The organism is Brevibacillus sp. FW306-2-1A-C05A, assembly GCF_058781555.1.
In genome coordinates, this window is record NZ_JBYSWV010000009.1 from 1 (window position 1) to 22,215 (window position 22,215).

Consider the following 22,215-nt stretch of genomic DNA (forward strand, 5'->3'; position numbering starts at 1 on the left):
CAATGTCTAGCACGGGTTATGGTGATGAATCAATATTATGTATTGCCTATCTCCCCCGCTCCCCCAAAATAAAAAAACCCTCCCTTCCGACCATGGGAAGAAAAGGGAGGCTGGGTGGACTGGGTTCAAATCTCTAGTTCACCAAGTCGAACGAGTTCGACTACTGCCTGAGATCGACCTTTGACACCTAATTTTTGCATGACATTACTGATGTGATTGCGCACAGTCTTTTCGCTGATGAAGAGTTGTCCGGCAATCTCTTTGGTTGTCTTATCTTGGACCAAGAGTTCAAACACTTCTCTTTCGCGATTCGTTAACAACGGCTTGGTTTGGTCGCTACCCTTCAATCGTGCCACCCCTCCTTGTGGGCTCTACAGGAACAAGGTTGAGGGATTACAGAGTCACCTTATCCTATGATGGGGGGTGGGTGATGGTGCCGGAATTTCAAGGATTTTAGGCTTTTGCCTTACATCCTATTCAGAAAATGGGCAATGGGTTCCGAAACACCACACAAGAAACATTTTTGGCTTTGCCGCCGTGGCGAAAAAATTTTGTTGAGTCGACGGGCTGCCTGGCGTCTCTTTGGCCAAACAGGCTTCGTAATGCCCGCTTGGGGAGGCTGGCGTCGGAACCCAAAGGCCAACACCGCCCCCGACACTTCAGTCTATTCAAGTAGCGCGCTTGCTGCTCCCTTCTTTCCGGTTCCTTTTTCCAGCTTCTTTGCATGCTTGGTTCCCTTCCCTTGGAGCAAACGCCGCAAGCAAAAAGCCCCGATCCATTCAAGAGCGGGGCTGCATGCGCTAAGCTTCCATCCTTTAAATAAACGGCGTCCGATGATACGTCTGCTCAAACTTCTCACGCAGTCCCTTTGCCAGCAGCGTAAACGAGCCGACCGCGATCACGAAGGCAACCAGCGGCGTGAGGAAAATCCAGGTGTAATTGCTGTACACGAAGCCCCGGTACGAACCGAGCAGCCCTGCCCACTCGTGCGTGATCGAGTGGAAAAGAACCGGGTCCATCGTCATTTTTGTCCCGCCCACGAAAAGGTCGAACATCCCGAGAAGCCCCATCAAGGTCATGATCGCGACCATTTCCGTGACCAATATAATGATGATCTGCTCCTTCAGATGCGGCAAGATATGCCGGAAAATGATCTGCTCGCGGCCCGCCCCGAGCGAGACGGCAGCCAGGACGTACTGCGACTCCTTGATCTGCTCCGTCTTTTGCCGGATCGAGGAAGCGACAGAGGGCGCTCCCAGCACGCCGACGACCACGATGAAAAACAACACAAGCGTGGATGTCGGCATCAGCGGGTTGATGCTGATCCCTTTCAGCAAGAAATAGACAGGGATGAAGATCGGCATGTAGCTCCAGGCATTTTCAATCGCCAGCCACCAGCGCTGGGGCTTGTCCTGCACGCCAATGTACAGGCCGAGAAAAATCCCGATCAACAATCGCACGGCGGCCACTGCCAGCGTGACGAACACGGTGTAAGGCGCGCCGTGAAGCAGCAAGGTCAGCAGGTCGTAGCCCCATTTATCCGTTCCCAGCCAATGCTCCGCGGATGGAGGCAGCGGCGGTGCGACAATGATCGTTTTGCCGTTGACGACCTCGTTGCGCAGCTTTTCCTGAAAGTCCAGCTCATACGGGGCGATATACGGCCCGATCACGCCGATGAGCACAAGCAGCGCCACCAGGATGCCGCCGATCCACAATGACCAGTTGAATCGTTTTTGCATAGAAAAACCTCACTCGTTCCGAATAAAAATCGCGTTATTTGTAAACGACCACCCGTTCAAACAAATACAGAACCGCGCGGATGAGCACGTAGACCAAAATCGAGAGCAAAATGATCCCGAGCAGCCCCATCACCGCCGCGTTGAACTGGTAGCCGCCATCTTTGCTGAAAATAAAGCGGGTCAGGCCGACGACGTTGAGCAGGTACTCCACGATGAACAAGTTTGCTACCGTAATCGCGATCGTCTTTTTCAAATCCGCCACGAGAAACGGCTTGATGTTTTTGTACACGTGATGGGTGAGCACGTGCCAGATGCCCATTCCTTTTGCAAGCGCTGTCTTGATGTAGTCCTCGCCGCCGATCTGCGCGTACTTGAGGCTGACTACTTTCATCAGGAAAATCGTCGGTCCGATCGCCAGAAGCGTCATCGGGAACCAGTCGTTGGCGGAGTCGCTGGTAGGCGACAGCGTGATGATGCGAATATTCGTCAGCTTGTAAAAGGCAACGGCTGCCAGAATCGACATAAAAATCAGAATAAAATCAGGAATCGTGGCAACGAGGTTCAAAACCTTTTGCAGTTGACGAACCGCACGGAAGCGCTGCAAAAACAAGCCGAATACGAGACTGGCTACGACCGCGATGCTGACGCTGGCAAACAGCAGCTTGAACGTGTTCATGGCAAACGGTACGATATCTTCTGCAATGCTTCTCTCATTTTCGCCCAAATAGTACGTGCCGAGAGAACCACTCGCGATCTGCTGGATCAAGAATACGGTGTGAACGACGATCTCTTCCGGCGCGAAGACGATTTCGTCCTTGACCGTGTATAGCATAAACGGCCCGCCGCAGACGACGATCACTAGGAAGAACATCCCAAGCAGTTGTTTCACATATGCCAAGCACTCCTACCCCCTTACTAATTCCAACAATACACCATCTAAAAAAAATCATCTATACAATCAAAAAATATTTTATGTTTTTTTATATTTCAGACAATACAACCCGCAGGTGCAAATAGATTCAAAGCTGTGCGCATTAGAAAACCCGATGGCGCGAAGCCATTGCCAGACTCTTCGCAGCCAGCGGATACAAAACTTGCTTTCTCCCCCTGCTTCGAACTCTCGCTACGGTGCCCTTCTTCTGGCGAAAACCGCTCTTTCCCATTCTTACCTGCACAAAAAAAAGACGGCCGCAGCCGTCTCTTACCGAATGACGATAATTTGAATTTCCATCCGTCCCATGTCGTGCAGGTCGAGCGGAGCAGTCAAGGCTGTCCCTGTCACGTCCTTCAAATCGTGGTGCTGCACAAACAGCGGCGGCGTAATGTCGACGATCACACCGCGATTGGACAAAAGCGTACTGGCGTTGCCAGAGATCATGTTCCCCAACTCGGAAATCGCACTTTTCCCGAGCTCATCCATCTCCTGTACAGGAAAACCGCCCATCATGGCAGAGACGATGCGCAAAGCCAACTCCTCTTGCAGACCAAAAAACACGTCTCCTTGCAATTGACCTGTCATCCCGATACGAATCCAGGTGTGACCTTCCGAATTGCTCCATTCTTTTTCAGCTAATTCCCCACGCGAAATGTCTACATTGCACACTTGTTGAATCACGGAGGAGGCTGATTCAAGAAACGGATCTAGGTATTGGACTATCATTTGCGATCTCTTCCTTTCCCGGGCAATTATCTCTGCTATAGGACTATCATAATGTCGATATTTGGCAGATGCAAGACTATCACAAAAACTTTATAGGCAAAAGGTCACTTGTTCTGCGAATTTTCGGAAACCAATCCTCTACTTTGGTATCATTCCTTTTGGTATAAATGGCCGAGCACGTGCGCAAATCGAGCACTTCTACCCCGACCTCATGCCTGCTTAGCTGCCACATCGGCAAACTGAGCTGCTCAAACGCAAACACCGTATCGCCAAACGCCAAGCATTCCCTGATGCACCGCTCGTCCGGATAGCTCTCATCGGATTCGAGCAGATGGACAGGCTCCAGGCCAAACTGCTGAAGCAGGTGCAGCCGATCCATGCACTGCTCCTTGCCGTGTTTCCCGGCAATTCTTCTCGGCGACAGCAGCGGAAACTCTCTCGTAACATATTCCCACTTTATCCCGTGGTAAAACATCGAATTTGCTTCCCCCCAAAGGAGCAGGCCCGGCTCTAGCGATTATCCGCTGTTGCCGGGCCATCCCTATTGCTTCTTTTTCCCGATCACATTCATCTCGGCACGAGCTTCCCGCCCCAGCGAATCAGTCGCGACAACCGTCAGTTTTTGCTTGCCTTCCTCAATCCGGTCCAGCACCAGGCGAAACCCTCCCCGGTCGTTGACGTCGACAGGCACATGATGATCGCCGTACGTAATTCGCAAGCTGACCGGCCCGGCTCCCGTCACCTTGCCCTCAATCGGCAGGAGCTCGCCTTCCTGGCCTTCCACCTGATTGTTCATCAGCTTGATCGTGGGAGCCGCGATCGTCCTCGCCCGGTAGTTCAACCGCTGTTCCCCCTGGCTGAGCACGACCGTGCCTGCGCTCGCATCTACGTACGCGTACAATAGCAGCGTGCTCTGGTTGCCTGCTCCATCTTTTCCTTCGATCAAGACGCGGTTTTCTCCTTGTTTCATCGGCAAAATGTGCGTCAAATTTTTATGCACAGGAATTTCCAACTGGTCTTCCTCGAAGTTGGCGACGATCTGGCCGTTGACGCTGGCCTGCCCTTTGTACGTCTGGTCGCGGTACAGAAAGCGGATCGGCAGCAGCATCGTTTTCGTCGCTGGATCAAACTGAATGTCTTCGGTCCCGTCGTTTTGGAGCTGGAGCATCGGCGGGCTTGTGTCGACGATGACCCGTTGCGTAAACTGCCGCGTGTTGCCGTACATGTCGGCAGTACTGTACACGACGTAGTTCAGCCCTTCCTGCAGCCGGAGAATCGTCTCGAACGAACCGTCTGCCTCCAGCTTGACAGGCGTTTTGTTGATCGAGAGCCGGACCCGATCCAGCAGCTCCTCGCCTGTGACCTTCCCGCGCAAGGCGACATCCGGCTGTTTGGATATTTTCAGATAGCTGAACAGATCGTCGGGAAATTCCACGAACGGCGGGACGGTGTCGCTTTTCCCGTTAATGTTTGCCACGCTGATGTTTCCGGCGTAATCGAAGGCGACTACGCTTATTTTTTTCTCCGGCTGATTGATGATCGTGCTGGTGATTTTCGGCGAATACGGGCCGCCTACTTTTTTCCCGTTGACGTAGAGCAGATAGCCTTGCACGTCTTTGTCGCGGCTGCTCCACTGCACCTTGTTTCCGGACAGAGAAGCGTTGAGGACTGGCGGCTTCGTGTCGACCCGGATCGGCAGCGTCATCGTTTGCCAATTGGCATCGCGGCCGTCGATTTTCGCCTTGATTAAAAACTGGTACGCTCCATCCGGCGCTTGCACATAGCTGCCTTTTTGCGGCGAAAAAATTTTGCCATCCCAGCTCCACGCCTCGCGCTCGGTGTAGTAATAAGGCGTTCCCAGCTTGGACTGGTCGTACTTGCTGACTTTTTCATCCCGCACCAGCGCGCGTATCGGCTTTCCGGACTGATCCGTTACTTCCACGACCACTTGCCGGGCGTTGCGCAAAAACGTAATCGAAGGAGCCGCGATGTCGTAATGGCCGTCTCCGTTGGGAGAAAACGCAATCTGGCCTGGATCAATCTGTACGGTTCCGTCCTCTTTGACCCCGGTCACGCCCAAATAATCGCGGTAGCGCCATTTGTCGTTGCGCTTGTCGTGGTACCAGCTCGTCTTGACGCCCGTCCGCTTTTCCTGACTGCCAGCCTCCCATACAGGCTGGTCCATAATGCGCGGCTCGTCCCAGTCGCCGAAAAAGCCGAAGTAAGGGACGCGCAAGGCAGGCAGCGACTTGTCATCCGGCGCAAAGGAGATAAAGCCTTCGGCAAACTGGTTGCGGGCTGCTCCCTGCGGGATGGCGAGCGTCACCTTGACCTCGGCGCGCTTGCCAGGCTCCACGGTTACCTTCGGAGCGGAAAAGCGGAGTTGCGCCCCTTCCAGCGCGGTTGCCGTCAGCATGTTCAAGCCGTCCTTGCGCAAGTCGGTCATGACGCCGAACTCGTCGTGGAGCTGGTACGTTATCGGCTTTTTCCCGAACTTGTTATCGACAAACAAGGAAAACGTTGTCGTGTTCCCGATCTCTCCCAGCGAGACGCCAGCCTTGCCTTTGGCATCGACCACCACGGCAGGCGTCTGGATCGCTTTGGCGATTTGCATCAAGCCTGCTCCTTGAACGCGCGGGCTGTACGGATATTTTTTCACTTTGGCCTTGTCGGAAGCAGCCACGCTCACCCGCGGGTCCAAAATCGGCTCGGCTGTGTTCATCGCCGCTGCCTTCAACGTTTCGACCAAGGCCCGGCCTTGCAAGTTGCGCCCCTGCTTTTGGTAGGCTTGCTTGAGCAGCGCCATCCCGCCTGCTACGTGTGGCGTCGCCATGGACGTTCCGCTTTTGACTGCGTACTCCGAATCGCGGACGAGCGACAAAATCCCTCCGCCCGGCGCCGAAATTTCCGGCTTGAACTGCAGGTCAGGAGTCGGTCCCCAGGAGGAAAAGCCGGAAATCGTTCCGCCGTCCGGATAAGGCATCGGGTTTTGCGCGTACTCGCCATTGAAGGCGACCGTCACTTTTTTCCCTTTTTTCACCGCCTGCGCCAACTGCTCGCCCATCTGCTTCAGCACCGCCACCGCCGGAATTTGCTTCAAATGCTCCGCGCTGATGATGAGCGGCCCGGGTTCGTTGTTGTAAATAATCGCGCCGACGGCACCCGCTTCTTTGGCAAGGCGGAGCTTTTCATCAAAAGAAGTATCCCCCCGCTCCAAGAGCACGATTTTTTCCTTGACCGATACGTTGTAGTCTTCTTTTTTCCCTTTTCCCATGTAAACGAGCGGATACGGCTTCACCAGAGAAGCTATCGGATTGAGCGCCGACCCGCTCTCCACGTGCCCAGGCAAGTAGACGACGCGTTCCAGCCCTGGCACTCCCTGGACGCTGAAGCTGTTGCCCGCAAGCGTCGTCGCGTTGACGGATGCGACGGAAAACGCATCAGGGCTGAGGCCGGGGGAGCCGATCATGGCCACGTCCGGATTTTGCGCCCGCACCTTATCGCTGCCGAAGTACGAGTCGTTCCCCGCTGCCGCCACGACGATGACGCCGTTGTCCACCGCCTTTTTCACGGCCATTTGCTCGACGTTCGACTCGTCCACATAACCGGCGGAGGAGCCGAGGCTGAGGTTGATGACATCGGCTTTTTTGGCGATCGAATCGTTAATCGCAAACAAGATCGACTCGCTCAAGCCTGGCACTTCCCCCTGGTAGTTGGAAAATACTTTTTGGCTCATGATTTGCGATTCCGGCGCGACTCCTTTGACTTTGCCGTTGGCGGCAATGATCCCGGCGACATGGATGCCGTGCTGCGATTCGGCTACGTCCTCGGTCGTCTGATTGCGGTCTGCCCAGTTGAAGCCCGGAATTACTTTTTGCGGCGAGCCTGACTTCTGCACAGCCAGCCGCTTGTCGTGCGGCGGTGGCAAATCAGGATGCCGCGGGTTTACGCCTGTATCAATGACCGAGATGAGCATTCCTTCTCCTTTAACCCCTGCCTCCCGCCAGGCGCGGTTCGCTTCGATCATCTCCAGCGTAGAGGCTTGTGCGCTGACAGCCTGTTCGCCCAGGACGACATGCTCGGAACGCTGCCACTCGTTGGCCCGCTCGGCGCGGACATGATTTCCGGCCTCGCCCGGCGCGTGGCTTGTATGTGATTGCTCCTTCATTTCCGCCAAATCGTGCATGACCACACTGCGCAAGCTGATGGCGTCGCCGTATGCAAAGACATCCGCGCGTGTATGGCCCACTGTCGTTACGGGAAGCAAAACCAACACTAACCCTAAGCTCATCACCTGTTTTTTCATCGTTTGCCCCCTTGTTGGAAGTACACCCATTATGTATCAGTTTTCACTGGGAGCCGCTCGGGTATTCTCGTCTTTTGCCCTAAGGTTGACAAAACAGGTGAATCAGCCTATATTTAATACCGTTAAATATTTCCTGTCCGAAATGTATTGTTATTAAGCTGCAAGGAGCTGAAACCAGCATGTCCTCCCCTTCCCCCGAGTCCATTGACCGCCTGCAAGAAGCTTTTCGCACCATCATGCGCACGTTGGGGACGCATATGGCCGAGCCTGTTCCCGGATTGACAGGTCCGCAATTTTACATCCTTCATCAATTGGAGCAACGCCAAAGATGTACCGTCGGCGAACTGGCCGATTCGATGATGGTCAAGCCCAGCGCGATTACCGCGATGATCGACCGGCTGGACAAGCACGGCTACGTCAGCCGGGAGCGCGATGAGGAAGATCGGCGCGTCGTCCATATCAGTCTGCTGGAAGCCGGAAAACACATTTTGGCCCAGGCGAAGCAGACGCGGCTGGAAACGCTCCGGCAACTGTTTTCCCACCTCACCGAAGAAGAGTGGGAGCAGTTCGTTCGCATGTTCGAAAAACTGGCAGTCGCCGCTGTCGCTGACGCAAGAAAAAAAGGCGTGCATTCCGGTTAAACCGGCGCACGCCTTTTTCTTTTGCCAAACGATTAGGAGAAGAAGAATTTCTTCACCGCATGTTTGGTCGTTTCTTTGTTCATGTGAGCAATCGAGGTCGTGAGCGGGATGCCTTTTGGACAAGCTTGCACGCAGTTTTGCGAGTTACCGCAATCGCCGATACCGCCGTCTTCCATCAGAGCTTCCAGACGCTCATGCTTGTTCATCATACCAGTTGGATGCTGGTTGAACAGGCGAACCTGGGAAATCGCAAACGGTCCAATGAACTCGGACTTCGCGTTCACGTTCGGGCAAGCCTCCAAGCATACCCCGCACGTCATGCACTTGGACAGCTCGTACGCCCATTGACGCTCTACTTCCGGCATGCGCGGACCTGGTCCCAGATCATGCGTACCATCGATTGGAATCCATGCTTTTACACGTTTCAACGCATCGAACATGCGGCTACGGTCAATCGACAAGTCGCGTTGTACAGGGAACGTGCTCATTGGCTCCAGACGAATTGGCTGTTCCAGTTTATCGATCAGCGCCGAGCAAGCCTGGCGCGGTCTTCCGTTGATGACCATCGAGCACGCGCCGCATACTTCTTCCAAGCAGTTCGATTCCCAGTTGACCGGAGAAGTTTTTTGGCCTTGCGCGTTGAGCGGATTGCGTTGAATCTCCATCAGCGCACCAATGACGTTCATACCAGGACGGTACGGGATTTTGAACTCTTCCTTGTATGGAGTGCTGTCAGGGCTGTCTTGGCGAGTAATAATCAGGTGAATCAATTTTTCTGCCATGATCCGTTTCCTCCTCTCTTAATGCTTCTTGTCAGACGTATAGTCACGTTTCCGTGGCGGGATCAACGAAACATCGATGTCTTCGTAGTAGATTTCTGGCGCGGTTGTTTCCGGATTGAACTTCGCCATAGTTGTCTTCATGAAGTTCTCGTCATCACGCTCAGGGAATTCCGGTTTGTAGTGAGCGCCGCGGCTCTCGTTACGCATGAGCGCACCGATTGTGATCGCACGGGAGAGGACGAGCATGTTCCACAAGTGACGAGTGAAGGAAGCACCTGCGTTGCTCCATTTGCTTGTATCGTTGATGTTGATTTTTTTGTAGCGCTCCATCAACTCTTGAATCTTTTCATCTGTTTTTTGCAGACGGTCGTTGTAACGAACTACCGTTACGTTGTCTGTCATCCACTCACCCAGCTCCTTGTGGATCAGGTAAGCATTTTCCGTTCCGTCCATTTTCAAAATGCTGTCGTATTTCGCCTGTTCTTTGCTCGTGTAGCTGTCAAAGAGAGTAGAAGACAGATCATCCGAAGATTGATTCAAGCCTTTGATGTACTCGATCGCTTTTGGACCGGCAACCATACCGCCGTAGATCGCGGACAACAGGGAGTTTGCACCCAAACGGTTCGCGCCGTGCTGGGAGTAATCGCACTCACCCGCTGCAAACAGACCAGGGATGTTGGTCATTTGGTTGTAGTCTACCCACATTCCGCCCATGGAGTAGTGAACGGCAGGGAAAATCTTCATCGGCACTTTGCGCGGGTCATCCCCTACGAATTTTTCGTAAATCTCGATAATACCGCCCAGTTTTACATCCAGCTCTTTCGGATCTTTGTGGGACAGATCGAGGTACACCATGTTTTCGCCGTTGACGCCCAGTTTCATGTCTACGCAGACAGAGAAGATTTCGCGAGTCGCAATATCACGCGGTACCAGGTTTCCGTAGGCAGGATATTTTTCCTCCAGGAAGTACCAAGGCTTACCGTCTTTGTACGTCCATACGCGACCGCCCTCACCGCGCGCGGATTCAGACATCAGACGCAGCTTGTCGTCGCCCGGAATCGCAGTCGGGTGAATCTGGATCATCTCACCGTTGGCGTAGATTACGCCTTGCTGGTAAGCGGCAGACGCTGCTGTACCTGTGTTGATGATCGAGTTGGTCGATTTACCGAAGATGATACCAGGGCCGCCTGTTGCCAAAATAACGGCATCTGCACGGAAGGATTGAATTTCACCGGAACGCATGTTTTGCGCGGTAATCCCGCGACAGGTTCCTGTCTCGTCCAAAACGGCTCCGAGGAAATCCCAATATTCGTACTTGGTAACCAGACCTTCTGCTTCGTAGCGGCGTACTTGCTCGTCCAGCGCGTACAGCAGTTGTTGTCCGGTTGTCGCACCTGCAAACGCAGTACGGTGATGTTTTGTTCCCCCGAAACGGCGGAAGTCCAACAGACCTTCTGGTGTGCGGTTGAACATGACGCCCATCCGGTCAAGCATATAGATAATTCCAGGTGCTGCATCGCACATTGCTTTTACTGGTGGTTGGTTTGCCAAGAAGTCTCCACCGTAAACTGTATCGTCGAAGTGCTCCCATGTGGAGTCGCCTTCCCCTTTGGTATTTACCGCACCGTTGATACCGCCCTGTGCACAAACAGAGTGGGAACGTTTTACCGGAACCAGGGAGAACAACTGAACGGGAACGCCTTTTTCTGCAGCTTTGATAGTAGCCATCAAGCCGGCCAATCCACCACCGACAATGATAAGTTTACCTTTTGCCATGATTTAGTCCCCCTATCCCTACAGAATGAAAGCCGACATCGCACGCAATCCGATGAAGGTTACAACTACGAATACGACCATAGTGAAGTATGTTGCAATTCGTTGGGAACGTGGTCCAACCGTAATTCCCCAGTGAACCAGGAACGACCAGAGTCCGTTGGAGAAGTGGAAAACCGTGCTGATAATCCCGATTGTGTAGAATACGATCATTGCTGGGCTGCTGAAAATGTTTGCGACCATGTCGAAGTCAACATGTGCACCCAATGCCTTCTGAATGCGAGTTTCCCATACGTGCCAAACAATGAAAATGAGGGTAATGATACCTGTTACCCGTTGCCACAGAAACATGTGGTTTCTGAAGTAACCGAAGTTCCCTACGTTTTGTTTCGCTTGGAACGCGATGTAGAGACCGTAAACAGCGTGAAACAGGATCGGGATGTAGATGAAGACAAATTCAACTACAAGCAGAAGTGGAACGTTTTCAATCAGACCTACCGTCTGGTTGAAAGCTTCTGCTCCACGGGTCGCCTGGTAGTTGGCTGTCAAGTGGAACAGCAGGAAGAGCCCGATCGGAAACAAACCAAGAAGTGAGTGCAGCTTGTGACTGAGAAAGCTATGGCCTTTCGCCATACAATGGTCCCCCTTTCAGTGTATGTAGCGCTCTTTTATGGACCTTTCTCCCATATCCTAACCCATTGCCTGACCCATTAGACATGCCAAAAAACCGTTAGCTCTCTCCCCGCCTAACTTTGTCGGAATGTGTCAAAATACGAAAAAAAGTTGGGCAAAACTTTGACCAAATCCAATTGTACTCTTGTCGACACATAGCGTCAAGACAATCAGTAGACTAAATACATTGATAGAATAACTTTGTTTAGTTTCACTATTTTTTCTCTTAATCGGTCATGAAGCAAGCCTCCCTCTCATAATCTAGTACAGACAGGAGGGAAGCGAGATGAAAGATACCGATCAGTTGGCAGCCCTGTTGCCGCCCCACACGATTCCGGTGGCCGAACGCATGCACATGCCTTATCTCGGCTACCATCTGCTCCGCGAAACATTGACGAACGCCTTATTGGGAGACAGCGAAAGCCCGATATTGTACTGGCTGGGCAAAGACATCGGCCGGAAAATTCCGGTTCAGTCTTCCACGGGCCCGATTCTCCCTTTTATCCGCCTTGGGCTGGGACAGCTCGATCTCGTGGAAGAAACGGCAGACGCGATCGTCTACAAGCTCTCGCACACTATCTACAACTACCAAACGCCCGAGCGGCTCAGCCGCGCCTTGTCACTAGAAGCCGGAATCATCGCCGGCAGCATCGAGCAGTGGAAGGGCAAGGACACGTCCGCACAACTGGAGATCGAAAGCTCGTCCCGCATTCTTATCAAGGTGCGGACGCAAAAATAAACAAGCCGTTCGCCTTTGTGCGGGATACTGCCATACTTTTGTCATTGCAAAAGGCAGCGGGAACCCGCACTCGCGAATCATTCAAAAAGATGCCCCCTCTGCCAGCGGGCGAGGGAGCATTTGCTTCTTATAAGCCGTGCACGACTGCTGTTTCCGCCACATCAAGTCCGTATGCCGTATGCAGGCTGCGAACGGCAAGCTCGGTTTGGCCAGCAGGAATAACGCAGGACACTTTGATGTCCGACGTCGAAACCATTTTAATAGAAATTTCTTTTTCAGCCAAAACGCGGAACATCTCAGCGGCAACCCCCGGATTGTTCACCATGCCGGAGCCGACGATGGACACTTTGGTCAAGTTTTGCTCGAAGTCGACTTTTTCGAAGCCCAGCTCCGCTTTGTTGTTTTCCAGCGTATCCAGCGCCTTTTTCAAGTCATCTGCCGCGACCGTAAACGAAATGTTCGTGACAGCGGCATCGTAGGAGCTTTGAATGATGATGTCGACGTTCACCTGGTTGTCTGCGAGTGTATTGAACAGGCGGGAAAGAGTCCCCACCTTTGCAGGCATCCCGACAACCGTAACTTTGGCGACATCTTCGTCATGCGCGACTCCACTTACTACTCTTCCTGTTTCCATGTTGGCAACCTCCTCAACGTACGTACCCTCTTCGGCAGTAAAGCTGGAGCGGACCACCAGCCGTACCTTGTATTTTTTCGCAGCCTCCACCGAACGCGGATGCAGGACGCCTGCGCCGAGATTGGCAAGCTCCAGCATTTCATCATACGAGATCGTATTCAGCTTGCTTGCTGCCGGCACCATGCGCGGGTCGGCCGTGTAAACGCCAGAAACGTCTGTAAAAATCTCGCATTTGTCAGCATTCAGGCTGGCTGCCAGCGTAACCGCCGATGTATCCGATCCACCGCGGCCGAGCGTTGTAATTTCTCCTTCGTCGCTAAGACCTTGGAACCCTGCCACAATCACGACGCGGCCTCGACCGAGCTCCGCCTGAATGCGCTGTGGATCAATTTGCTTGATCCGCGCCCGGCCGTGGATCGCTTCTGTCGTCACTCCGGCCTGCCAGCCAGTCAAAGAAATGGCATCGTAGCCTTTGGAATGCAAGGCCATCGCGAGCAATGCGATCGATACTTGCTCCCCCGTGGTCAGCAGCATATCCATTTCACGCTCGGAAGGGTAGGCGCTGATCTGTTTGGCCATATCTACCAGGACGTCGGTAGATTTGCCCATCGCAGACACGACGACTACCAGGTCATGCCCTTCTTCTTTGTAGCTGATAATTCGGTCCGCAACTCGTAAAATTCGCTCAATAGTCCCTACAGAGGTGCCTCCGTATTTCTGCACGATCAACCCCATGCGGCTTCTCTCCCTTTTCTCATATCCAATGTTTGTAGAATGTATCGTTTTCTCTCGTTTTATTAGCTTGTTTTCGCTTACTCGTTTATGGAAAATTTTACCTGTCACTTTATAAAAAAGGCACCGACAAGGAATAAGTACCTGCCGCTGCCTACTGTTTCGACATACCGGTTCCTCCCTCCCAATACACGCGGACAATGCAGCACATGACAGGACAACACCTATCACCGCTCACATTGACACACCGTGAGATAGCACTCCATCTGACGCCGGTTAAGAGCCAGATGACAGTCCTGCACTTGTTCAATGCAGACCCAGCATGGAGAACTACGGGTTTTCCTCCACACTTCGGCGAATTCCCCTTTCCCGCTCCCTTCACAGATACCCGATCTCAGGGTGGTACTCTTGGTTTTCGCGCCTCTACCTCACTTCATAAGGGAAGTGAGGCTAACTATTCTGTTTGAAACGCATTATATCACGGGAATCCGAACGGTTCAATCGCTTTTTGAAAAAAACGTTACGATTCCAGCTTGCGCAAATGGGCGATAATCTGCTTCGCCAGCTTGTCGCCGATCCCCAACTGCCGGAAATCCTCCACCGTCGCCTCGCGCATTTTTTTCAGCGAGCCAAAATGGGTAAACAACAGCTTGCGCCGCTTTTCGCCGATGCCCGGTATTTCGTCGAGCTGGGAGGAGAGCATCGTCTTCGTCCGGGATTGTCGGTGAAACGTAATCGCAAACCGGTGCACCTCGTCCTGAATGCGCTGCAGCAAGTAAAATTCGTAGCTGTCCCGCTTCAGATTCACCGGCTCCGGCGGATCGCCGTACATCAACTGCGCGGTTTTGTGCTTTTCGTCTTTGGCCAGGCCGCAGACCGGGATGTACAGCCCCAGCTCGTTTTCCAGCACGTCCATGGCGGCGCTGATCTGCCCTTTGCCCCCGTCGATGACGATCAGATCGGGCAGCGGCTGGTTTTCCTTCAGCAAGCGCGAATACCGTCTGCGGATTACCTCGCGCATGGAGCCGTAATCGTCCGGCCCTTCGACTGTCTTGATCTTGAACTTGCGGTATTCCTTTTTGTCCGGACGGCCGTCCGTAAAGACAATCATCGCCGACACAGGCTCGGTTCCTTGGATGTTGGAGTTGTCGAACGCCTCGATCCGGTGCGGGACGCCGATCCCCAGCACATGCCCCAGGTTGTGCACCGCCTGAACGGTCCGCGCGTCGTCCTTGGACATCAGGGCGAACTTTTCCTGCAGGGCGATCCGCGCGTTTTCACAAGCCATCTGCACCAGTTCGCGCTTTTTGCTGCGCTTGGGCGTCAACACCTTGACTCCCAGCCATTCACTCAACAGCTCCGGCTCGCTTTCCTCCGGCAGCAAAATTTCTTTGGGCAGCGCGTTTTGCTTGTCGTAGTAAAACTGGGTGACGTACGACATGAAGTCCTCGCTCTCGTTTCCGTAGTAAGGGAAGGAGGTCGTCTGCCGCTCGATCATCTTGCCCTGGCGCATGTAAAAAATTTGAATGCACATCCAGCCTTTTTCCACGGCAAAGCCGATAATGTCGCGGTCAACCGTATCGGTGAACGTAATTTTCTGCTTCTCCATCACCGCTTCGATGCTCTTGATCTGATCGCGGAACTCCTTGGCCCGCTCAAACTCCATCGCCTCTGCGGCCTGGAGCATTTTTTCCGTGAGCTGCTGCTTCATCTGCTCGTGTCCGCCGTCGAGGAAGCGGCTGATCTCATCTACCAGTCGCTGGTTTTCTTCAGCCGAAACCTCGTACACACAGGGGGCGAGACATTGGCCCAAATGGTAGTACAAACATACCTGCTTAGGCATGTTGCGGCATTTGCGCAAAGGATAGAGCCGGTCGAGCAGCTTTTTCACCTCGGACGCGTCGCCTGCATTCGGGTACGGCCCGAAGTATTTCGCCTTGTCTTTCAGCACCTTGCGGGTAATTTCCAGCCGCGGCTGCGCTTCGTTCGTAATTTTGATGTATGGGTAGGTTTTGTCGTCGCGAAGCATGACGTTATAGCGCGGGTCGTGCTTTTTGATGAGGTTGCACTCCAGCAATAACGCCTCGATCGCAGACGACACCACGATATACTCAAAGTCCGCGATCTCGCTGACCAGAAGCTGCGTCTTCCCGTTATGGCTTCCGGTGAAGTACGAGCGCACGCGGTTTTTCAGCACCTTGGCTTTTCCGACGTATATAATTTCCCCGTTTGCATTTTTCATCAGGTAGCAGCCGGGCTTTTCTGGCAGCACAGCCAGCTTGTCTTTCAAGGTACGGTTCATGGCTGCACCTCCTTTTTCCTTTTAACGGCTTTCGCTTTAGCGTTTTTTCATGACGGGCTGTTCCAGGACGTACAGCTCATCCTCCAGGGCGTTCATCCGCTCCAGCAACAGCTTGCGGCTGTCCTGTACGCCCTGGTTATAGTAAAACGGCCCGAGCTCTCTGGAAAAGAAGGCGATCAGCTCTTCCGTCTCCAGGTTGCCCAGCTCCTCGCCGTGTTCTGCGTGAAAATACCGTTGCACTTGCAACACGAGATATTCCGTTTGCTCTCTCGTCAGTTTGGTTGGCATCCGCATCTGGCTTCCTTCCATGGTTTTCTTCTGATAAGAATATACGTTCTACTCCCATAGTACCACGGATCGGGCAGCAAAAAAACTGCCGCTTCGATCTGAAAGCGACAGTTTTCCTCTGACAGCCAGCTTTTAATGCTTGCGTCCGCCCAAGTACGCTTCTTTGACGCGCTCATCGTTCAACAGCGCGTCAGCCGCCCCGTCGAGAACAATCTGGCCGGCTTCCAGCACATAGCCGTAATCGGCGATTTTCAGTGCCTGCTTGACGTTTTGCTCGACGATCAGCACCGTCGTGCCTTCCGCATTAATCTGCTTGATGACTTTGAAAATGTCTGCCACCACAATCGGGGCCAGTCCCATGGACGGCTCGTCCAAAAGCAGCAGCTTGGGGCGCGACATCAAAGCTCTGGCAATCGCCAGCATTTGCTGCTGCCCGCCAGACATCGTACCGCCCAACTGGGTCAGCCGTTCTTTCAAAATCGGAAACCAGGTCATCATTTTTTCCATGTCGTCCTTGATGCCTTGGGTGTCGTTGCGTTGGAAAGCGCCCATTTCGAGGTTTTCCAGCACGGTCATTTTGCCGAGGATCGCCCGCCCTTCCGGCACGAGCGCCAGTCCGCTTTTCACGATCTGGTGCGGCTTTTTGCCGTCCATGCGCTCCCCGCAAAACGTAATGCTGCCTGCCTCCGGCTTTAGTTGGCCGGCGATCGTGCGCATCGTCGTCGTTTTGCCTGCTCCGTTGGCGCCGATGAGAGAGACGATCTTTCCTTCCGGCACTTCCAGCGTAATGCCGCGAATCGCCTTGATTTGACCGTAGGAGGTCGAAAGGTTTTGTACGTGCAGCATGCTATTCTTCCTCCTTGCCCAAGTATGCCTCGATCACATCGGGGTTGTTTTGTACCTCTTCCGGCGTTCCGTCCGCAATTTTCACGCCGAAATTGATGCAGACGACTTTCTCGCACAAGTTCATGACCAGCCCCATGTCGTGCTCGACCAGCAAGACGGTCGTGCCGTCATCGCGAATTTTGCGCACCAGTTCCATCAGCGCTTTCGTCTCTGTCTCGATCATCCCGGCAGCAGGCTCGTCCAAAAGCAATAGCTTCGGCTCGGTCGCGAGCGCCCTGGCGATTTCCAGACGGCGCTGCTGCCCGTACGCGAGCGTATCCGAGCGGACGTCTGCCACGTCGGACAGCCCGACAAACTCCAGCAATTGTTCCGCTTTTTTCGCAACCGCCTTCTCCTCGGACCGCTGGCCAGGCGTGCGCAAAAGCGAAGCCCAAAACCCCGCCTTCATCCGCGCATGGCAACCTACCTTGACGTTGTCGAATGCGCTCATGTGACCAAAGAGGCGAATATTTTGAAACGTGCGGGCAATCCCCATTTCCGTGATTTTGTTCGGCGGCATCCCGTTCAGCGTCTGTCCGGCAAAGGAAAAGGTGCCTGTCGTCGGCGCAAAAATTCCGGTGGCCATATTGAAGATCGTCGTCTTTCCGGCGCCGTTCGGGCCGATCAGGCCGACAATCTCCCCTTCGCGCACGGAAAAGGACACATCGCGCAGGGCCGTGATGCCGCCAAAGCTTTTTCCTACGTTCGCCAGTTCCAGCAACATCTCACAGTCCCCCCTTCGCCTTGCTTTTGTCTTTTTTGAACCATTTTTTGAAAGTATCGGTACCGATCAGACCGTGTGGACGGAAAGCCATCACGCCGACCATAATCAGACCGTACATGAGCATTTTGTATTCGGCCAGGCCGCGCAAAACTTCCGGCAGCGCCGTCAGCACGAGCGCGCCAAACAATGGTCCCCACACGACCTCGCTTCCCCCGATCACGGCAAAGGAGAGAATTTCCACGACTTTGTGGTAGTTGAAATCGTCCGGCGTAATCGTCGTCGTAATGTGCGCGAACAAGCCGCCGCACACGCCGGCGAGCACCGATCCGATGACGAAGGCGAGCATTTTGTAGTACGCCACTTGCAGGCCCATCGCCCGCGCCGCTGTCTCGTCCGCCTTGATCGCTTCGAACGCCCGGCCGAGCCTGGACTTGTTCAGACGCAGCGTCAAAAAGAGAATGACAGCGAACAACAACAGCATGAACAGGCACGTAGACAAAGCTTTCATTTGCATGACGGAGACGCCCAATGTCGTCGCTTTCAGCCCGATCGCTTTCTCAAAATCGTACAAATAATTGCCGATGGATTGCAGGCCGGTCAGCCCCAACGCCCCGTTCGTAATCTCCAGATTAAGCAAAATGACGCGAATGACCTCGCCAAAGCCGAGAGTGGCAATCGCCAGGTACAAGCCGTGCAGCTTCAAGGTTGGCGCGCCGATGAGCAGAGCGATCAAGCCTGCCGCCAAACCGCCGATGAGGATGGCAACAAACAGCGGCATGTCCGCCTGCTTGGTCAAAATACTCGCCGTGAAGGCGCCGATGCTCATGAATCCGGCATGCCCCAGCGAGAGCTGTCCGGTGGAGAGCGTGATGTAAATGCTGATCGCCAAGATGCTGTTCAGCAAAATAAAGGTAAACACCTGTAAGTTATACGGATTGAGAATGTCCAATGTTTGCACCTCCTTTACGCTTTGCGTCCAAATAGTCCTTCCGGCTTCAGCAACAAAATCACGATGATGAGGCCGAACGCCACGGCATCGCGATAAGACGAGTCTCCGTAGGCAACGGTAAACACCTCGATGATTCCGAGCAAAACGCCGCACACCATCGCTCCGGGAATGCTGCCGACGCCGCCCAGAATCAACACCGCCAGCCCCTTGAACCCGAGCGTCATCCCCATCGTAGGAATGAGGGCGGAATACGCCATGCCGATCAAAATGCCCGCCACACCGCCGAGAGCAGAGGCGATGATGACCGTGACGACGATCACCATGTTGGTGTTGATGCCCAAAAGGTTTGCCGTATCCGTATTTTCCGCCGTCGCCCGGATCGCTTTACCCATCTTCGTCTTTTGAATCCAGAAGTGCAGGACAAACATGAGAAGGATGGAGATTCCCAAAATGACAAGATCCACGCTGCGAATTTGAATGATGCCCAGATCAAGCGGCTGACTTCCAAACGATTGCGGGAACGCCCGCGAGTCCGCGCCAAAAAACTTGTGCATCGCTTCCTCCACCAAAATGGCAAACCCGATCGTACTGATGAGCGAAGCCAGGTGGGGAACGTTTTTCTTGCGCAGCGGCCGCAGCGCTGTGTACTCCAGCACCAGTCCGAGAGCCGCCGAGATGACCACTGCCGCGAGCAGCGCGACGCCAAGCGGCATGTTCATGCTTGTCATCAGCACGAGGCCAACGAGCGAGCCAAAAATGAAAATTTGTCCATGAGCCATATTGATGATTCCGAGCACGCCGAAAATGAGCGTGTAGCCCAGCGCAATCAAGGAATAAGTGCTACCTACTGTCAAGCCATTGACTAATTGCTGCCAAAACAACTGCCTCACCTCACTGTAAAATGGTTGCCTGCCACGCGAAAACCAGCCGTTATTCTCGCTGGATCAGCAAGCGAAAGCGCACGCCTCGTCCTTTCTGATCCAGCGAGAAAACGTCATTGCCGATGGGAAAGAAGAGCCCGGGTTGCCCCGGGCATCATCCTATTCAAACGGGACGAATTTTCCATCTTTCGCGACAACGACTACTGCGTCTCCGATCGGGTTGCGCTTCTCATCGAAGGAAAGCTTGCCGGATACACCCGTAAAGTCTTTCAACTGGGCAAGCTGTTCGCGCAACGCTTCACGCTCGGCTTTGCCTGCTGCAAGCAGAGACTGCGACATGATGTACAGCGAATCGTACGCTTGCGCTGCGAATTGGTCAGGCTTCTTGTTGTATTTGGCTTCGAACGCCTTGACAAAGGCTTGTACCTTTTCGTCCTGCTTCTCAGGGCTGAACGGAGTCGCCACAATCAACCCTTCGGCTGCCGGGCCTGCAATTTCAAAAACTTTCGGATTATTGAAACCATTTCCGCCAAGGATCGTTCCGGTGATGCCGAGCTCGCGCGCTTTTTTCACAACCATGGAGCCTTCTTTGTACAGCGCAGATACGAGCAGCGCGTCCGGGTTGCCTTGTTTCAGCTTGGTCAGTTGGGCGGAAAAGTCGACGTCTCCGTTAGCAAAAGTAGCTTCCCCGGTAATTTCCAGGCCCATTTTTTCAGCCGTAGCTTTCATGACCTTGTAGCCATTCACAGAGAAATCGTCGTTGGAAGCGTAAATGAGCGCCACTTTTTTCAGGCCGTTTTTCTCGACTGCCGCTTTCATTGCTGTCGGAATCGCAATCGATTCAGGCAGCGAGTTGCGGAAGACGTATTCGCCGATGTCGTTGATGCCCTCGGATGTGTTGGAAATACCGAAGATCGGCGTTTCCGATTCGTTCGCGACTGGTCCGGCAGCGAACATTTCGCCCGAGAGCGTCGGCCCGATGATCGCGACGACATTATCCTGATTAATCAGTTTATTTACGGCGTTGATCGCTCCGTCTTTTTCCCCCGCCGAATCCTCGAACTTAAGCTCGATCTTGAGCTTGCCTTTATTCGCTTCATTCAGCTCGCCCAATGCCAGTTCCAAGCCTGCCTTTTGCGCTTCCCCGTATGCTGCGCCAGAACCGGAGAGAAAGCTGACCACACCGATTTTAGCCGTAAATTCTTGCCCGTCTGCACTGGCTGCCGGCTGCGAATCGCTGTTCCCTGCTGCTGGCGTGCTGGAAGTTCCTCCCCCGCTTCCACATCCCGCCATCAACACTGCGCCTAACGAAATCGTTGCCAGAGATCGCCACAACTGAAACCCCTTCACCTTCATCGAAAAGCCTCCCTTAATCTTTCTAAATAGACTGAATATATGAAGTTTAATAAAAGCATTCAAAAAAGGCAAATAATTTTCTCTGAGTAAACTTAATTTTTTGACAAACGATCGCTCGGTTGGAAGCCGCAACCATTATGTACCATCACGTTGAATGCGCTTACAATTATGCTCGTCCAAAAACGGGTGCGGCAGCGTTTCGGGAATGAGAAAAGCGGCTTGTTCTCGCCGCTTTCTCATGCTGTCTGTTTGCTTGTTTACAGGTGTTTGCCTACGGTTGCCATGAGAGCTTCTTTTGGTTGGAAACCGATTACTTTATCGACAGGCTGGCCATCCTTGAAGACGATCAAGGTCGGGATGGACATAACGCCAAAACGGCCTGCAGAATCCGGATTGTCGTCAACGTTTACTTTGACGATTTTGAGCTTGGAGCCGACTTCGCCGTCGATTTGCTCCAGCACAGGAGCGATCATTTTGCAAGGGCCGCACCAAGGAGCCCAGAAGTCAACCAGGACCGTACCGCCTTGCTCTACTTCCTGGGAAAAGGTGTTGTCAGTTGCATTAACAATTGCCATGGAAAGTTACCTCCTCGAAAAGTCAATTACTAAAAAAGGGTCAAATGCTACTTCAGTATATCATCCAAAAACAAAAATGACTATGGCGCCCCGCACTTTGTGCGCACTTCACGCTATAGTCTATCCAGTCGCTTCTTCCCTTATCGGTTGCTTTTTGCTTTATTGCCCTACTTGCTTGATGCGATTGATTTCCCGCTCATGATCGCTCACCTTTTTGTGCAGCAGGTCGATATCGGCCTCGATCAGCTTGTCTTGGCGCTCCAAACGCTCCAGCCGCTGAATCGCGTCGTCGCGGAAGTCGTACATCTCTTCACGAAATGCGTACATCTCTTCACGAAACGCGTACATCTCTTCACGAAACGCGTACATCTCTTCACGAAACGCGTACATCTCGTCGCGAAACGCGTACATTTCCGCCCTGAACTCGTACATCTCTGCCTTGAACTCCCGCAGCTCCTGCTGAACCTCTTTGACGATCCGGTTGTTCTCCCCCACCATGTGAATCAGTTGTTGCAACAGCTCTTCACTCATGCCGCTCACCTCTCCTTGGGTTTATTATAACAAGCAAGAACAGTGT

General features: G+C 53.4%; 21 protein-coding genes and 1 riboswitch. Of the genes, 2 read left to right on the top strand and 19 right to left on the bottom strand.

Annotated elements, in window-relative coordinates:
- Nucleotides 1-125 precede the first annotated feature (125 nt).
- The 6 genes from AC3WJN_RS08435 to AC3WJN_RS08460 all read right to left on the bottom strand — a co-directional run bounded on the left by AC3WJN_RS08435 (nt 126) and on the right by AC3WJN_RS08460 (nt 7,705).
- Nucleotides 126-347 (bottom strand): helix-turn-helix domain-containing protein, encoded by a 222-nt coding sequence (locus AC3WJN_RS08435; protein ID WP_003387736.1) that lies wholly within the window; start codon nt 345-347, stop codon nt 126-128.
- Nucleotides 348-815: 468 nt separating this feature from the next.
- Nucleotides 816-1,739, bottom strand: coding sequence for an ABC transporter permease (locus AC3WJN_RS08440; protein WP_005834904.1), 924 nt, complete (start codon nt 1,737-1,739; stop codon nt 816-818).
- A 34-nt stretch (nt 1,740-1,773) separates the two neighbouring features.
- A complete protein-coding gene (locus tag AC3WJN_RS08445; RefSeq protein WP_025844125.1) occupies nt 1,774-2,637 on the bottom strand; it encodes an ABC transporter permease subunit in 864 nt (287 codons plus the stop codon).
- A gap of 303 nt (nt 2,638-2,940) precedes the next feature.
- Nucleotides 2,941-3,399, bottom strand: a complete 459-nt coding sequence (locus AC3WJN_RS08450; protein ID WP_005834907.1) for a chemotaxis protein CheX — start codon at nt 3,397-3,399, stop codon at nt 2,941-2,943.
- A 79-nt stretch (nt 3,400-3,478) separates the two neighbouring features.
- The gene (locus tag AC3WJN_RS08455; protein WP_005834909.1) at nt 3,479-3,874 is read right to left on the bottom strand and encodes a hypothetical protein; all 396 of its coding nucleotides are present in this window, start codon (nt 3,872-3,874) and stop codon (nt 3,479-3,481) included.
- A 66-nt stretch (nt 3,875-3,940) separates the two neighbouring features.
- On the bottom strand, nt 3,941-7,705 hold the full coding sequence (locus AC3WJN_RS08460) for a S8 family serine peptidase (RefSeq protein ID WP_005834911.1): 3,765 nt from the start codon (nt 7,703-7,705) through the stop codon (nt 3,941-3,943).
- Nucleotides 7,706-7,884: 179 nt separating this feature from the next.
- On the opposite strand from AC3WJN_RS08460, the gene AC3WJN_RS08465 reads away from it, so the two are divergent.
- Nucleotides 7,885-8,346: a MarR family winged helix-turn-helix transcriptional regulator gene (locus tag AC3WJN_RS08465; RefSeq protein ID WP_005834913.1), complete on the top strand. Its 462-nt coding sequence runs from the start codon at nt 7,885-7,887 to the stop codon at nt 8,344-8,346.
- Nucleotides 8,347-8,378: 32 nt separating this feature from the next.
- Here the strand turns inward: AC3WJN_RS08465 and sdhB are convergent, their stop codons facing one another.
- Genes sdhB through AC3WJN_RS08480 form a run of 3 tightly spaced genes read right to left on the bottom strand, consistent with a single transcriptional unit; the run spans nt 8,379 to nt 11,534 of the window.
- Nucleotides 8,379-9,128: a succinate dehydrogenase iron-sulfur subunit gene (gene sdhB / locus AC3WJN_RS08470; RefSeq protein WP_005834915.1), complete on the bottom strand. Its 750-nt coding sequence runs from the start codon at nt 9,126-9,128 to the stop codon at nt 8,379-8,381.
- An 18-nt stretch (nt 9,129-9,146) separates the two neighbouring features.
- Nucleotides 9,147-10,904, bottom strand: a complete 1,758-nt coding sequence (gene sdhA / locus AC3WJN_RS08475) for a succinate dehydrogenase flavoprotein subunit (protein WP_005834917.1) — start codon at nt 10,902-10,904, stop codon at nt 9,147-9,149.
- 18 nt (nt 10,905-10,922) lie between these two features.
- A complete protein-coding gene (locus AC3WJN_RS08480; RefSeq protein WP_005834920.1) occupies nt 10,923-11,534 on the bottom strand; it encodes a succinate dehydrogenase cytochrome b558 subunit in 612 nt (203 codons plus the stop codon).
- A 325-nt stretch (nt 11,535-11,859) separates the two neighbouring features.
- On the opposite strand from AC3WJN_RS08480, the gene AC3WJN_RS08485 reads away from it, so the two are divergent.
- The gene (locus tag AC3WJN_RS08485) at nt 11,860-12,312 is read left to right on the top strand and encodes a DUF2507 domain-containing protein (protein WP_005834922.1); all 453 of its coding nucleotides are present in this window, start codon (nt 11,860-11,862) and stop codon (nt 12,310-12,312) included.
- A gap of 127 nt (nt 12,313-12,439) precedes the next feature.
- Here the strand turns inward: AC3WJN_RS08485 and AC3WJN_RS08490 are convergent, their stop codons facing one another.
- From AC3WJN_RS08490 to AC3WJN_RS08535, 10 genes are all read right to left on the bottom strand, one after another.
- Entirely contained in the window at nt 12,440-13,681 is a 1,242-nt protein-coding gene (locus tag AC3WJN_RS08490; protein ID WP_005834924.1) for an aspartate kinase, read from the bottom strand.
- A 244-nt stretch (nt 13,682-13,925) separates the two neighbouring features.
- A riboswitch (Lysine riboswitch) is annotated at nt 13,926-14,112 on the bottom strand.
- An 86-nt stretch (nt 14,113-14,198) separates the two neighbouring features.
- Nucleotides 14,199-15,980 (bottom strand): excinuclease ABC subunit UvrC, encoded by a 1,782-nt coding sequence (gene uvrC / locus AC3WJN_RS08495; RefSeq protein WP_005834926.1) that lies wholly within the window; start codon nt 15,978-15,980, stop codon nt 14,199-14,201.
- 36 nt (nt 15,981-16,016) lie between these two features.
- Nucleotides 16,017-16,268 (bottom strand): DUF2164 domain-containing protein, encoded by a 252-nt coding sequence (locus AC3WJN_RS08500; protein WP_005834928.1) that lies wholly within the window; start codon nt 16,266-16,268, stop codon nt 16,017-16,019.
- A gap of 132 nt (nt 16,269-16,400) precedes the next feature.
- Nucleotides 16,401-17,114: an ABC transporter ATP-binding protein gene (locus AC3WJN_RS08505; RefSeq protein ID WP_005834930.1), complete on the bottom strand. Its 714-nt coding sequence runs from the start codon at nt 17,112-17,114 to the stop codon at nt 16,401-16,403.
- Nucleotide 17,115: 1 nt separating this feature from the next.
- The gene (locus AC3WJN_RS08510) at nt 17,116-17,877 is read right to left on the bottom strand and encodes an ABC transporter ATP-binding protein (protein WP_005834932.1); all 762 of its coding nucleotides are present in this window, start codon (nt 17,875-17,877) and stop codon (nt 17,116-17,118) included.
- Nucleotide 17,878: 1 nt separating this feature from the next.
- Nucleotides 17,879-18,835: a branched-chain amino acid ABC transporter permease gene (locus AC3WJN_RS08515; RefSeq protein ID WP_035316637.1), complete on the bottom strand. Its 957-nt coding sequence runs from the start codon at nt 18,833-18,835 to the stop codon at nt 17,879-17,881.
- A gap of 5 nt (nt 18,836-18,840) precedes the next feature.
- Nucleotides 18,841-19,707 (bottom strand): branched-chain amino acid ABC transporter permease, encoded by an 867-nt coding sequence (locus AC3WJN_RS08520; RefSeq protein WP_007776691.1) that lies wholly within the window; start codon nt 19,705-19,707, stop codon nt 18,841-18,843.
- A 159-nt stretch (nt 19,708-19,866) separates the two neighbouring features.
- A complete protein-coding gene (locus AC3WJN_RS08525) occupies nt 19,867-21,063 on the bottom strand; it encodes an ABC transporter substrate-binding protein (protein ID WP_005834938.1) in 1,197 nt (398 codons plus the stop codon).
- Nucleotides 21,064-21,320: 257 nt separating this feature from the next.
- Nucleotides 21,321-21,638, bottom strand: a complete 318-nt coding sequence (trxA, locus tag AC3WJN_RS08530) for a thioredoxin (RefSeq protein WP_005834940.1) — start codon at nt 21,636-21,638, stop codon at nt 21,321-21,323.
- Between the two features lie 159 nt (nt 21,639-21,797).
- A complete protein-coding gene (locus AC3WJN_RS08535; protein ID WP_007776683.1) occupies nt 21,798-22,169 on the bottom strand; it encodes a hypothetical protein in 372 nt (123 codons plus the stop codon).
- Between the last annotated feature and the right edge of the window lie 46 nt (nt 22,170-22,215).